Source organism: Bacillus sp. NPDC057893, from assembly GCF_042796455.1.
In the GTDB taxonomy this organism is placed as follows: Bacteria; Bacillota; Bacilli; order Bacillales; family Bacillaceae_G; genus Bacillus_A.
Genome location: NZ_JBHVNG010000008.1, coordinates 60,630 through 75,199, shown reverse-complemented (window position 1 = coordinate 75,199; position 14,570 = coordinate 60,630). Strand labels below are relative to the sequence as shown.

Genomic DNA, 14,570 nt, shown 5'->3' with positions numbered 1-14,570 from the left:
AATACCAAATCAAAACATAAAAGCGCATTATTGATTGATATTTTATAAAGTTGTAATAATATGTGTCATAAAATAACATCTAAATATAAACATAATAAAGGAAGGGCTACGTAAAAAGTAATAAATACGAGTTCATGAACTGTTTTAACACGTAAGCACATGCTAAAGAAACGAAAACTATTAAATTTATCAAGGAAATGAGAGGGAGAAAATATGGGGAATAATTCAAAAAATAAAACTAGAAAAATGCTTGCAGCTACTGCTACAGTAACTATGCTTGCGACTGGAATGATTTCTTCATCGGATGTCTTTGCAGAGGAAAGGCAGCAGCAAAAAAAATTATCAACATCACTGCAAGAAGAAAAGTCAGTTAAATCAGAAAATAGAACGTATACAGTCCCAGGAAAAGGGGATGTTGAGGTACTAAAACAACAGGAAAGAAAAAGTATGGCATTTAGTCCATATGAACCAACTGGTTTATATGCAAAACCAAATGAACAAATAACGATTAATGTAGAAGGAAATCAAGATATTCAAGCATACATTGGAACGTATTCGTATGATGCTTCTTGGAGAGAAGATTCTAAAATAAAATCATTTACATTAAAACCGGGGATAAACACAATCCAATCTCCAAATGGAGGGATGATTTATTTTTATAATAAACAACAAGGCGGTACCATTCGAACAACAGTCACAACAGGTGGAACGACTACGCCTTTCTTTGAACTAGGAAAGCATACGAAACAAGATTTAATAAACATGCTGGACCAATATCCTAATGCACATGCAGTAGAGTTAAAAGGAGAACGTGTATTAATTACGGCCAGCCCGGCACGTGTTAAGAAATATTTGTTGGGTTCTAATACAGATCCTGTACAACTCTTAAAAAAGATGGATGAAGCTACTCGAATTCAAGACAAAGTAGCTGGATTATCCGAAGAACAAGTAGATAAACATTATGTTCATTACGTAGAGGAAAATCATTCTCCTGATTATTATATGTATGCGTATCCTTATCGAACCGCTTATGTAGGAGATGCAATCCAATACGTGTTAGATATTAATAAATTTGTAAAAGATGGCTGGGGTCCATGGCATGAGGCAGGGCATTTGAGACAACAATGGCCCTGGAATTTTTATAATATGACAGAAGTACAAAATAATATATACAGCCTTTCTGTAGAAAAAGCATTTAATCAACCATCCAATTTAGAGAAAAGTGGAATTTATCCAAAAGCGTTTCAATATCTAGAACAAACGAATAAAAATTATGACGAAATTAGTGATGTTTTTGTTAAGCTTGTTATGCTTTGGCAACTACAGTTAGCATATGGAGAGGATTTCTATCCTAATTTGCATCAATTGTATAGAGACATGCCTTCAAATGAACTTCCACAAACTGATGAAAATAAAAAACAATTATTTATGATTTCAGCATCAAAAGTAGCCAAACAAAATTTGATTCCTTTCTTTGAGAAGTGGGGATTACGTCCAAATAACGATACCATTCAAAAAGTGACTGCATTAGGATATCCAATATTAACAGCAGAAATTTGGAAGGGTACGGATTCTAATCCAATTAAACCAGATATGCCTAATGGAAATAATATTTTAGAAGGAAAACAGTTTGCATGGTCACTAAAAGGAATTAGCGATTTCGAGTTTGCTAAAATCAATTTCAATAAGTCGACAGAAGAAATGCAAATCGACTTAAAAGCAGGCATACCGCATCATTATTTTAATGAAACATACGCGAGTATTAAAGTACAAAGTGCATCAGGGAAAGTAGTATACAATAAAGATATTTATGGAAACGAACAGCAAAATGCTGAATCGCAAAAGGTACCAGTCAAAGTAGGAGATTTTATCGAGTTAACACATTTAGAAGGTGTGCATAGAGCTACTTTTATGAATGTCGATAATAGTAAACAAGAGAGCTTTGGAAAAAAAGCCATATACGAAGTTACAAAGGATGGCCTGAAAAAAGTAAATCAAATTGTTAATCCGAAACCAGATACAGAGGCTCCGACACAGCCACAAGAATTATATGCAAGCAACCTAACTTCTAACAGTGTAGAGCTAAAATGGAACCCTTCTACAGATAATGTAGGTGTAAAAGAATATCAGGTACTACGCGATGGACAATTGATTCAAACGGTACAAGGAACGACGTTTACTGATCAAAACTTAACAGCTAACAAGGAATATAAATATGCAGTGAAGGCTGTAGATGCAGCTGGAAATACATCAATTCAAAGTAACATTCTTCCGGTAAAAACAAAAGATCAAAATGTATCTTATGAAAAATGGGATCCGAAGAAGGCATATACAAAGGGTGACAAAGTAGAACATCAAGGGAAAGTGTATGAAGCTGTTCAAAATCATCAGGGAAATGGTGACCAGAATTGGATATTTGCATTATCGTTATGGAAACCAATTACAATCAAGTAATATGTAAGAATCAGATGTGAAGATAGAACAACATAAATTGGGGCAGTATTTTAAAGAATTACTGGATGTTGCTTGAATTTTGATAGATTTCTCTACTAAGTTATTATTCAATAATAAAAATTAGGAAAGGAAGTAGATTAGTGATTATTCAGAAAACTAGGAGAAGTTTTAATAAAGTTATTATAATTACCGCAGCATGTAGCATGTTTTCTATGTTTGGGACGTCTATTTCGCACACTAAAGCCGAAACACATTCAGCTGCTCCAGCAGTTTATGTGAGTCCTCAAAATATACCTGCCTCAGATATTATTAGTATAGACTGGTCACCAGTTCAGACTGCACCTTATACGTATTGGGCTGTACACAACTGGAATGCAGGTGGTGAAGCTGGAGGATATGCTGGTTTTCAACAACAAAGTGGGTTTGATGAAAATGGAAAACGTACTTTACATTTTGCCATATGGGATCCAATTTCCTCTAAAGAAGCAATAAAGGCCGAATACTTATCTCCGAATTCACAAGCTGGACTCTTTGGAGGAGAAGGAACAGGACTGAAGGTTCAAACAACTTATGGTTGGAAAGACTACAATTGGTACAGAATGACAATGCGTTCATGGCAAGAAGATGGTCATACTAAATTTGGACAATGGATGAAAGATGTAACAAAGAATAAATGGCATCTAATTGCAATTATGGACTTTCCGGTAGCTAATGTGGCATTTAATCATGGATTAGGAATGTTTCAAGAAGACTGGGCGGATAGTGGACAGAATGTTCGGGAAGCGCGCCTAAAAAATGGTTATAGCCGAAAGTTAGTAGATAAACAATGGAGTTCTTGGAATAATCAAAATATTTCCGGAACGCATGATAATACTTATCAATATGATGGAGGAGCTACTTCAGAATATGTATGGGTCAAAGCAGGAGGTAATACGCAGTCTACCATTGGATCAGGAAAAATATTCACGCTAAATCAACCTAATCAACCTGAAATAGGAAAACTAGATTTTGATATCCAATCTATATATTATGAAAATGAAAAATTAAATGTATCTTGGAAACTAAAAGAAAATAGTACACCGCAATTTAAGGGGAAAATTGAAATTTATAACAATGAAAATATGACGGGCCAACCTATTAACGTAATTGATGATATTAAATCTTATCAAAATGGAATCAGTCAATCTATATCATTACCAACAAATGCTTATGCAAAAATTGTATTAACGGATTTATTTGATCAAACTGTTGAGAAAAAGGTACAAATCAAAAATCAATCTCCAAACATTTTTGAAGGTAACGAATTTGCATGGTCGCTGAAAGGGATTGGAGACTTTGAATTTGCGAAAGTAAATTTAAATAAATCAACAGAAGAAATGCAAATTGATCTAAGAGCAGGTGTACCACATAACTACTTTGATAGTACATATGCAAGTATTAAAGTGCAAAACACATCAGGTAAAGTGATCTATAACAAAGAGATTTATGGAAATAAGCAACAAAATGCTGAGCAAGCCAAAGTTCCGGTAAAAATAGGCGATTTTATCGAATTCACACATTTAGAAGGAGAGAACCGAGCTACTATTACAAATAGGGAAAAGAACATGCAGGAAAGCTTTGGGAATAAAGCAGTCTATGAGATTACAAAAGAGGGATTGAAGAAAGTAGATAAAATTGTTAATCCGAAACCAGATACAGAAGCTCCCACGCAGCCACAAGGATTATATGCAAGCAATGTTACTTCTAACAGTGTAGAACTAAAATGGAATCCTTCTACAGATAATGTAGGTGTAAAAGAATATCAGGTATTACGTGATGGACAACTAATTCAAACAATACAAGGTACGACGTTTATTGATCAAAATCTAACAGCTAATAAGGAATATAAATACGCAGTAAAGGCTGTAGATGCAGCTGGGAATACATCAAATCAAAGTAACATTCTTCTGATAAAAACAAAAGATCAAAATATATCTTATGAAAAATGGGATCCGAAGAAGGCATATACAAAGGGCGACAAAGTAGAACATCAAGGTAAAGTGTATGAAGCTGTTCAAAATCATCAAGGAAATGGTGATCCGAATTGGATATTTGCCTTATCGTTATGGAAACCACTTACTTTGAATTTTTTAAGTTGATGGGCGTGGGAATACCACGTTATAAAATGAAATTTGTTATGATTTCATCTGAGAATGAAATTCGATAAAGGTAAAATTAGTGAAAGTTATAGGGACTAAGGTGCATTCCACTATGTCAGCCAGTTGCGAAAGGTTTGGAAACTACCAAATTATATTCATGTTGGCTGTTTAATTCCTCATGCCTTTAAGTATGGAAATTATTTTATATAAACGAGAATCATGCAGCAGTCAAAGGTCAAAAACAAAAAAAGGGGAAATTATTTTGAAAAGGATTTCATCTTTATTATTAACTATGCCGATTATTTTAGGAAGTATTGCTACGATTCCGCATACAAAAGTTTCAGCTGAAACGATTTCACTCAATCAAGGAACATTCACTTTAGAAACATTGAGCCAACAGACGGATCAAGCAATTGCAAATGGTAATTTTGAAGCTCATTTGAATAATCTAACAGCATATCTGAATGGAAATATTGGGGGTATGACTGAAGAAAATTTAAAAAAGAAGCTTGCAGACCCAGTATTTGCAGCAGCATTGGCTCAGTGGCAATTCATATCACAAACAGGTGCTGCAACAATGGCTACATTTGCTAAAAAAAATGCTGACCATCAGAAATTTCTTGGCTGGGCTATGAAAAATACAGATGTGATGAATACCTATCTTGAAGGTGGTAGTCCAACTGGAAAAAATCCTGTAAATGCACTTGAGATATGGAATACAATTTGGAATGCGGATGCAAATTCTCACGAAGGATTGTATTTAAAATTAGCGATAGCTACATCGTTAGCTCATGCTGAACCTATAAAATATTGGACAAACAATAAACCTATTAATCCATTAACAAGGTACCAACATTATAAATTAGCAGATCAAAATAATGAGTTACTTCCTTGCTTTAGAACATATGATGTTTGGCATTTAAGATTAGTAGTGAATACTTGGTCACCAGAAGAAGATTTAACTTGGGCAAGAAATATGATTAATACGGAACATCCAGAACTTAAAAAACAAGATAAGGTAGGGGAAAGTGCATATTTGATTAATTATGTAACCCATAACAAAGATGGAGTTAGCATTCACGCTGGAAATGATGCATTCTACGGTTTAGGTTGGAATCTTTCTTCCATTTACAGATTTGGCGGGGTATGCGGTAATATTTCGAAGTTTGGTACGCAAGTAAGCCAAGCCTTTGGAGTGGCAGCTATGCCTGTTGGACAACCTGGACATTGTGCACTTATATGGAACAACAAACCATCTTCTTGGAATTTAGGAAATGATATATCCGGATGGAGTGAATCGAGCCGTCATGATGCAACTGTTATTCCTTGGTCAGATAATAGCCCGACAAATCAAGTACCGTATATGCTACTATTTGAAAATGCTGAACGTGATCCAGTAAAACTAGATCAATCAGAGCGATTACGCTGGTTAGCGAAAGCGATGACTTCAGCAGATAATAAAATTGCAATTTATAAAATATCCACCAATATTTTACCAATCAATTTTTTAGTATGGAAAGATTACGTTTCTCTTATGTTACAAAGCCTAAATGTAACAGATGCTGAGTGGAAAGCATTAAATAACAGTATCATTTCTGTTTTTGCGAATGAACCGCGACCGATGATGGATCTTCTTACTCAAATAAAAAGCCATGTACCAAATACAGATGATATCTTGGAAGGAAAACAGTTTTCATGGTCACTGAAAGGGATTGGAGATTTTGAATTCGCAAAAGTAAATTTAAATAAATCAACAGAAGAAATGCAAATGGATCTAAAAGCAGGTGTACCACACCCTTACTTTGATAGTACATACGCAAGTATTAAAGTGCAAAACACATCAGGTAAAGTGGTATATAACAAAGAAATTTATGGAAATAAGCAACAAAATGCTGTGCAAGCCAAAGTTCCGGTAAAAGTAGGCGATTTTATTGAATTCACACATTTAGAAGGTGCGAACAGAGCTATTATCAAAAATATGGAAAATAACATGCAGGAAAGCTTTGGGAATAAAGCAGTCTATGAGATTACAAAAGAGGGATTGAAAAAAGTAGATAAAATTGTTAATCCGAAACCAGATACAGAAGCTCCCACACAGCCACAAGGATTATATGCAAGCAACGTTACTTCTAACAGTGTAGAGCTAAAATGGAATCCTTCTACAGATAATGTGGGTGTAAAAGAATATCAGGTATTACGTGATGGACAATTGATTCAAACGCTACAAGGAACGACGTTTACTGATCAAAATCTTATAGCTAATAAGGAATATAAATATACAGTGAAGGCTGTAGATGCAGCTGGAAATACATCGATCCAAAGTAACATTCTTCTGATAAAAACAAAAGATCAAAATGTATCTTATGAAAAATGGGATCCAAGGAAGGCATATACAAAGGGCGACAAAGTAGAACATCAAGGGAAAGTGTATGAAGCTGTTCAAAATCATCAAGGTAATGGTGATCCGAATTGGATATTCGCTTTGGCATTATGGAAGCCACTTACATAGGGGCTGATATATATTGAAACTACGCCCAAATGTTTATGGTAATTATGGTCAGGGAGAAGTTTTGCTCTTTGTAAGGATGAAAGGTGAAAAGAATGATCTTCCATCACCGGGTGCAAATTTTAAATATTTAACGAATTCCCCGAAAGAATGCTCCTTCCTCAAGCGTGTGAAGGGCGTAGCCCAACGGTAGGAGGGAGATGAATTTCGGTTTGGCATAGCCAAAAACTTTTGATAAATTAGCTATATGAAGTTCTTTGATAACTTGATATATGAGGTTGCAGGAAGAAAATAGAGTGCGAAAACCAAGCCATTCGGTTCCTGCGTAAAATATCAACCGTACCAAAAGAGCGTCCAAGCGTTGGACATCTAGGGATGGAACACCCCTAAGTAACGCTCAGGGAGACGAAAGGTTACTTTCGTCGTGGAACTGAGAAGCTCCCACTTCAAGCTTTGCTAAGTGGTGAGTAGTTCACTACCAGATGATATCGAAGAAAAATAAAGAATATTCCTGTTGCAGAATCCTTAAGATATTAAGGATTCTCTTTTTTGTATCAAAAATCTACAAAGAAAAAAGATAAGATCGGGAACACAATCTTATCTTTAGCGCAAGGAGTAAACAAAAGTGATAACCATTATATTTTTATTGTAATTTAATTTTTGTTAATTTTGAATATTAATACCACAATTAACAAGTAAATTTATATTGAGAAATTTATTACAAAATTAGATATAAATTATTCAAGGAATAAAAGCATTAATCTCAATCCAAATCTCCTGATATCCTCAAAAATCGTGAAAAAGTATACATTCAAAACGCTGCAAATTAAGAGGTTATAATATAGATTAACAACCGACAGCAACGTATTATATAATTAAAATAATACGTTGTTGGTTATCTTTAAGACACTATAAATATGGAATTTATTTAAAAATTACAATTCATAATTCTAATGAAAGGAGGTATACCTTTTTGAATAAAAATATACAAAGTGATGCAAAAACGGTAATTGGAATATCTATAGGACTGTTTTTGGGGACAACTTTCGGGTTGCTTATTAATAACCTTGCTCTGGGGATGATGATTGGCATTACTATTGGATTCGGAGTTTCTAAAATAAAACAAAAAAAATAACTATATTTATACTATACAACAGCGGTAGAATAACCCCTTACTTTTGAAGTAGTAAGGGGTTATTCTTATAAATTTTAGCTTGATGGGCGTGTATGATGCCCCCTTTTATATACAGCTTCTTGTTTTAGTTTTGTAAGTGGATCCAAAAAGAAGTAATCGTTGCCGTACCCCTTTTTCGGAGGATGGACAACGATTCCCAATTAAAATTTATCCGATATGCGAAATTGCATATTCATTATGAAAACCTAGAAAACTCAACACTTTAAGGTCTTGTACAACCAGAATTATAAGTAAATAGGTATAAATAATATGAATTATTTCCCATTTATTACAATCTCCTACCTTTACAGAATCTATATATAAAAATATAATTTTCAAAAAATATAAATATTCTGTTTAAAACAGGGTGTAAAAACAAAGGAGAATAAAATATGAAAACAAAGAAACAAAGTCTAGCAGTTTTATTGTCAGCTGGTGTTATTGCTACATCAATTAGTTTACCGACACATAGCTATGCCGCTACATCAAGTAATGTGCTGTCTACAGAGAAGTATAATGAGGTCATCAAGTCTCCAGAATTTATTTCTGGACAGCTGACTACACCATCTTCAACAAAAACTGAGGATGTAGTATTTCGATATGTTGATGAAAATAAGGACAAATATAAACTAGGTACAAAAAGTGCTAAAGAATCATTCACTGTAAAGAAACAAGAAGATGACAAGTTGGGTGCAAAAGTTGTTCGATTACAACAAACATATAGTGGTGTTCCAGTATGGGGATCTACACAAGTTGCACATGTTGATAATAAGGGAGTATTAACCGTTTTTTCTGGAACCGTGATTCCTGATTTAGATAAAAAATTACAACAACCAAATCAAAAAGTCTCTGCCGATGAGGCAGTGTCTATTGCTGAAAAGGAACTAGGTTTTAAACCAAACTATGATGTAAAACCGACATCTGAACTTGTAGTATATGCAAAAAATGACACAGTATCCTATGCATATCATGTTCATTTAGGGTTTTTATCTCCACAACCAGGTAACCATGATTATTTTGTAGAAGCAGAGACTGGAAAAATCTTAGATCATATTGAAGTTTTACATACAGCAAGCACCAAAAAAAATATTATTGGGACAACAACAACGGGAACAGGAAAAGATTCATTTGGAAATACAAAAAAGTTGAATCTCTTACAATCTAATAATACTTTTTATTTAGTAGATCAGACCCGCGGAAAGGGAGTTTATACGTACGATGCACAAAGTCAAGGAAGTGAGGATGACACTTCGTTTCTCCCAGGTGTCCTTTTAAGTAATAGCACTAACAGTTTTACAAGCAAAAATGCACAGGCAGCTGTGGATGCTCATACTTATGCCGGAATTGTATATGATTATTATAAAAATGTTCAGGGAAGAGATTCCTATGACGGAAATGGGGCCAAAATTGTTTCATCTGTTCATTTTGGAAAACAGTATGAAAACGCATTTTGGGATCCAGACCTAAAACAAATGGTTTATGGAGATGGGGATGGATCAACACGTTCATTTACAGCCGCAATTGATGCTGTTGGTCATGAACTAACACATGCAGTAACAGAATCTTCATCCAACTTAATTTATCAGAATGAATCTGGTGCACTTAATGAATCAATGTCAGATATTTTCGGGACATTGATCGAATATTATAATAACTCAAATCCCGATTATCTAATTGGAGAAGATTTATTCTTCCAATCGGGACAAGCCCTTCGTTCTATGAGTGATCCAACACAATACGGTGATCCAGACCATTATTCTAAACGTTATACAGGAAAGGATCAAAGCACATTAGTACACACAAATAGTGGGATCATCAATAAAGCAGCGTATCTTGTTGCAGAGGGCGGTACTCATTATGGAGTAACTGTGAACGGTATTGGTAAAGATAAAATGGGTAAAATATTTTATCGCGCAAACACTCAATATCTCACAGAATCGGCAACATTCTCTCAGACAAGACAAGCCCTTGTACAGTCAGCCGCAGATTTATATGGAACACAATCGGCTGAGGTTACCACTGTAAACAAAGCATTTGATGCTGTTGGTGTTAAATGATTTGGTTCTGGTGCAGCTCTTGCAAGTAATCTCCTAAACTTGAACATACTGATAGTATGACTCTAAAAAGGGGGTTCTAGTGTAAAAGTGTTAGTTAGAAACATAGGTAACAATGAACTATGACAACATAATGGTTATAGTAACACAATACAATTCTAGTTAATTTTTAAAAAATAAGAACACTTTTATTCATATATTTTTATAGAACTAAAGCATCTAATATACATTAGATGCTTTTTTGATTATGAATCCACTTTTTTTATTTTGTATTATTCATTGTTTGAATTGAATCTAATTTTAAATTAGAGGTGCTATAATCTACATAATGTTTAACTTTACCTTTTTTATGAAAAATCCCTCTTTTTTTAAAGTTAGGAAGGGTGCCAATAATGATTGGTTGTGTTAACTAGGAGTTACACAATAAAGGAGTTTCTTTCTCAGCATTGAATTAATACTTAACATTAATATATAAGAAGAAAAGGAGTAAGTATATAGAAATTAAGATTCATACTAACTTAGACAATATGGACTGGACTCAAATGAAAGAGGTTTATCATTCTGTAGGTTGGAGAAAACATGATGAAGATAAAATAAAACAGGTATTTACTGCTAGTAACATACTAGCAATTGCCTATAACCAAAATAAAATCATTGGTTTTGGAAGAGCTATGTCTGATGGCATATTTAATGCTGCTATATACGACGTTGTCATTCATAAGAATTATCACAGTAAAGGAATAGGCAAACAGATTATGAGCAGCTTACTCGATCAACTCAAAGATATTTCTTGTATTCATCTTGTTTCAACCACTGGTAATGAAGAATTTTATTGTAAATCAGGATTCAGGGATATGAAAACAGCTATGGCACAGTATTTAAATCCAGCTTTAGCAGAAGAATATTTAGATTAAATTACTTCCATATTCGGTAACTATGTAAACAAAGGGGGAAAAATATGCTTAAACAAGCTAGTAAAAATGATCTAGAAGAAATTTTAGCAAAATCAGATAATGCTCTATATGAAGGAACGTCTAAGACCTTTAAACCTACACAAAAACGAGTAAAAGAGATTGTACAAACAGCATTAGAACAAGGAGCATACTACCTAGTACTTAAAGAAGATGACGACTTAAAGGGATGGATTCTAATTGGAAGTGGTAAAGATTATTTTTCGCAAGAAAATGTAGGATTTATTTACGAATTATACGTTTTACCAGAGTATCGTGGTCAAAACCTTTCAAAGAAATTGATGAAGGCAGGGATAGACGAATTATCTTTAAAAGGACATAAAGAAATACGCTTAAATGTTCATGCAAAGAACTTTGCAAGGGAACTATATAAAGAATTTGGCTTTGTAGATCGGCAGATTTCAATGAGTTTAACCTGTACATAATGAACTACCGATAATTGATTTTATAATAACAAAAATTATATAGGGTAAGTCGTTGTAATTATTATGGTGTAATATGATTAATTCTGTTTATAAAAGGAGAAATGATTAATGGGAGTTTTCACAGCATTCTTAGCAACTAGCTCGATTTTATTACTAGCTTGGGTTGTAGGTGAAAAAGAAAAAGAAAATCAACAATAATATTATTTACTTATGGATAATTATAATTGTAAGAAAAGCTAGCATAAGGCTAGCTTTTTTGTACTTCTGATAAGTGGGGTTATATAAAGTAAATTTGTATATGGGATATATTTTTGAAAACAAAATAAAAGTTAAGCAGTCTTATAATTTAATCATAATTCAGTTGATTGTACTTATCATATTGCGTTGGTTTGGAAAATTTTTTTAGTTTAAATTATAAGGAGTAAGGTGAAGATGGTTATAAGGAAAGGAAGGTAGAGTCAAAATGCTATTTAATATTCTAATTGCATTTGTGTTACCTTGGTCTGTTGGAATTTGTCATCTTTACAAAAAAGATAGAATGATTATACCTCTGATTGGCTCATTTTTTTGTGTTGTTGCTTTTGTTGTAAATGAATTCGGCTTTTATTGTGGTTTTTGGAGAATTGCCCCTTTCCTTAGTCAAAAAACTTTGTCTAGCTTACCTTTCAATATAGGACTTTATCCGATTTTGGCAAGTTACTTGATATTCTTTATAAAGAAAACCAAAAGACCGTACTTGATGGTCTTTTTCATATCGCTATTTACTACTTCTCTTGAAATGACATTAGTTTTAAGCGGGAAGGTCGTATATGGTAACGGTTGGAATATTGTTTGGACATTTTTCTCCTATATCATCCCTTATATGTGGGTGTACTGGTATTACCTCTATTTAAGAAAGTTACAAGTCATTAGCTAAATTTTGAAGGAAACATAATAGAAATCGAATATTTTTGATTGCCGATAACGAAAATTATGTAAAAAAGCTAGCATGGATCTAGGTTTTTCTTTTTTGTTCATAAATTTAAACCTCTTTATTTATTGTGTTTTGAATGTATACTTTCGTTATTGATTTTAGATAAATATACTTTTTTGGAATAGAAATGAAAGAGTGGGTATCAGAAATATCCAAAGTAACAATCTCAATGGATTTATACAGATAATCTAAAATAAAATAACCAAAGACTAAACAGCCCCTATGAGTAAATCTTGTCAATAAAAATCCGATTTCTAAATAATTCAGAAATCGGATTTTTTAGTTCCTCTAAATTGGATGCGGAAGTATTGTCTGATTTGAGTTCCGTATTTAACAATTCATGTGAACCACTTCGGAAAATATCGATTAGATTCGAATCGACGTCCTCCAGATATTAAATTTGATATCCCTGCATTACCTATTCCAATTGAAGGAGCTGGCTAATCTAAATGGTAATATACATGAAGAATATAAAGAAGGTTGGATGTCCTTTATTTGAAAGAGGTATATAGATTCCTAATGGAATCTATTCTTATGCAGCCATTCCGAATAGTTGATGAAAAAACTTCATTTCATTTTGGACAGACTTGTCCTGTAAAATAAGTTGGCCTTTTTTAATTATATGCATCCTTTTTTAGAGTACTAGTATCAGTATGTCCAAGTTTAGGAGGCTACTTACAAGCGTGTTGGAATTTTCACACCAGAACCCTTATTATAAGGATTCCTTTTTTGTATTAAATTCACAAATAAATCGTGAACATAACCCAGATATCTTAGGTGAATTCGTTAGCTATCAAAAGTAATGACTAACCAAGAAGTCCTGCTTCAAGTAAGCACGTAAGAGCTACTAAAAGGGGGGAGTTCACATTTCCTATTCTTATTGCCCACAATACAATTATCAACACTCTTTTAAAACTAGAATCACACACGTTATCGTTCACTTGGCTAAATTAACATTTTCTATTTTGTTGTTTTTTTATGCTGGTAAAACTAGTTTTTAAGAAGCATATGCTTTAGTAATTGTAAAAATTCTTTATCGCTTTTCTCACTTTTTATATAATCCTGTTCATAGTCAAAAATCATTCGTACTAACATAAAAGCTGTTAGCGGTAACGGTAGGTTATGCAGAACTCCTTGCTGATAACCTTTTTCAAGTAAATGACTTATCATTTTAATTGCCTCTTCTTCAGATTCTTTAAAACAAGCTGTAATTTCAGGCGAACGGTACTCTTTATATTCTTGAAAGAGTGTAGAGACAAAAGGATCTTGATGGTATTCTGTACTAATATGATGAAGGACCCTTTGTATTCGAAGTAAAACATCTTTTTCTTCTTTATATAAATTAAATAATTGTGAGCGTGTAAGCTGAATATAACGCATATAGCAGTCACGCAATATTTCAGTTTTATCTGTATAGTAATAATAAATAGTACCTTTACCAATTTTAGCTTTCTTTGCAATTTCGTCAACCGTTGTGCTGCGGACACCACGCGTAGAAAAAAGTATTGTGGCTGATTGAATAATTTTTATCTTTTTATTTTCTTTTTCTAATTTTATCATTGTCTACACCCTATCCTTGAAATATTTAGCGAAGCTTTCTTTAATTAAATTCGCTATCATTCTACTTGTAGCTTCTAATAGAAAATCCCCTATTTGCTTGTTATAGAATATCATATATTATTCCTATGCTACTCACTTAAGTATACCCAGAGTATGCCATGAAGAAATAGAATTTTATACGCTGAAGATAAAAATGAAAGTTTGGAATAGTATTTTTTTAATTGAATGTTTAGAATTCAGGTGAAGGGAGGTGAAAAATTCTTTTTTGGGTGAATAATTTGATTTTTTATTCAATTCATTTTATTATATAAACAT

Annotated in this window: 9 protein-coding genes and 1 pseudogene; 8 read left to right on the top strand and 2 right to left on the bottom strand. The window is 33.2% G+C overall.

The window, feature by feature from the left end:
• Positions 1-213 precede the first annotated feature (213 nt).
• From ACFVQC_RS24810 to ACFVQC_RS24775, 8 genes are all read left to right on the top strand, one after another.
• A complete protein-coding gene (locus tag ACFVQC_RS24810) occupies positions 214-2,454 on the top strand; it encodes a M60 family metallopeptidase (protein WP_002166558.1) in 2,241 nt (746 codons plus the stop codon).
• Positions 2,455-2,594: 140 nt separating this feature from the next.
• Positions 2,595-4,592, top strand: coding sequence for a DUF3472 domain-containing protein (locus ACFVQC_RS24805; RefSeq protein WP_377899501.1), 1,998 nt, complete (start codon positions 2,595-2,597; stop codon positions 4,590-4,592).
• Between the two features lie 262 nt (positions 4,593-4,854).
• On the top strand, positions 4,855-7,101 hold the full coding sequence (locus tag ACFVQC_RS24800; RefSeq protein ID WP_377899500.1) for a putative mucin/carbohydrate-binding domain-containing protein: 2,247 nt from the start codon (positions 4,855-4,857) through the stop codon (positions 7,099-7,101).
• Positions 7,102-8,071: 970 nt separating this feature from the next.
• Entirely contained in the window at positions 8,072-8,233 is a 162-nt protein-coding gene (locus ACFVQC_RS24795) for a glycine zipper domain-containing protein (RefSeq protein WP_002151145.1), read from the top strand.
• A 431-nt stretch (positions 8,234-8,664) separates the two neighbouring features.
• Positions 8,665-10,329: a M4 family metallopeptidase gene (locus tag ACFVQC_RS24790; protein ID WP_377899499.1), complete on the top strand. Its 1,665-nt coding sequence runs from the start codon at positions 8,665-8,667 to the stop codon at positions 10,327-10,329.
• 539 nt (positions 10,330-10,868) lie between these two features.
• Positions 10,869-11,240 carry a GNAT family N-acetyltransferase gene (locus tag ACFVQC_RS24785; RefSeq protein WP_377895936.1) on the top strand — a complete coding sequence of 124 codons (372 nt, stop codon included), beginning with the start codon at positions 10,869-10,871 and terminating at the stop codon, positions 11,238-11,240.
• Between the two features lie 44 nt (positions 11,241-11,284).
• A complete protein-coding gene (locus ACFVQC_RS24780; protein WP_002151149.1) occupies positions 11,285-11,722 on the top strand; it encodes a GNAT family N-acetyltransferase in 438 nt (145 codons plus the stop codon).
• 463 nt (positions 11,723-12,185) lie between these two features.
• Positions 12,186-12,638 carry a CBO0543 family protein gene (locus tag ACFVQC_RS24775; protein WP_002151150.1) on the top strand — a complete coding sequence of 151 codons (453 nt, stop codon included), beginning with the start codon at positions 12,186-12,188 and terminating at the stop codon, positions 12,636-12,638.
• Between the two features lie 589 nt (positions 12,639-13,227).
• Here the strand turns inward: ACFVQC_RS24775 and ACFVQC_RS24770 are convergent.
• Positions 13,228-13,323: pseudogene (locus ACFVQC_RS24770) on the bottom strand (IS6 family transposase); the annotation flags it as partial.
• A gap of 362 nt (positions 13,324-13,685) precedes the next feature.
• Complete coding sequence (locus ACFVQC_RS24765) at positions 13,686-14,255, bottom strand: TetR/AcrR family transcriptional regulator (RefSeq protein ID WP_002151152.1); 570 nt, start codon at positions 14,253-14,255, stop codon at positions 13,686-13,688.
• Positions 14,256-14,570 lie beyond the last annotated feature (315 nt).

Bases quoted from the DNA above. Each gene is read 5' to 3' on its own strand.
- ACFVQC_RS24810 (WP_002166558.1), top strand. From the start codon at position 214: ATGGGGAATAATTCAAAAAATAAAACTAGAAAAATGCTTGCAGCTACT.
- ACFVQC_RS24790 (WP_377899499.1), top strand. From the start codon at position 8,665: ATGAAAACAAAGAAACAAAGTCTAGCAGTTTTATTGTCAGCTGGTGTT.
- ACFVQC_RS24785 (WP_377895936.1), top strand. From the start codon at position 10,869: ATGAAAGAGGTTTATCATTCTGTAGGTTGGAGAAAACATGATGAAGAT.
- ACFVQC_RS24780 (WP_002151149.1), top strand. From the start codon at position 11,285: ATGCTTAAACAAGCTAGTAAAAATGATCTAGAAGAAATTTTAGCAAAA.
- ACFVQC_RS24775 (WP_002151150.1), top strand. From the start codon at position 12,186: ATGCTATTTAATATTCTAATTGCATTTGTGTTACCTTGGTCTGTTGGA.
- ACFVQC_RS24765 (WP_002151152.1), bottom strand. From the start codon at position 14,255: ATGATAAAATTAGAAAAAGAAAATAAAAAGATAAAAATTATTCAATCA.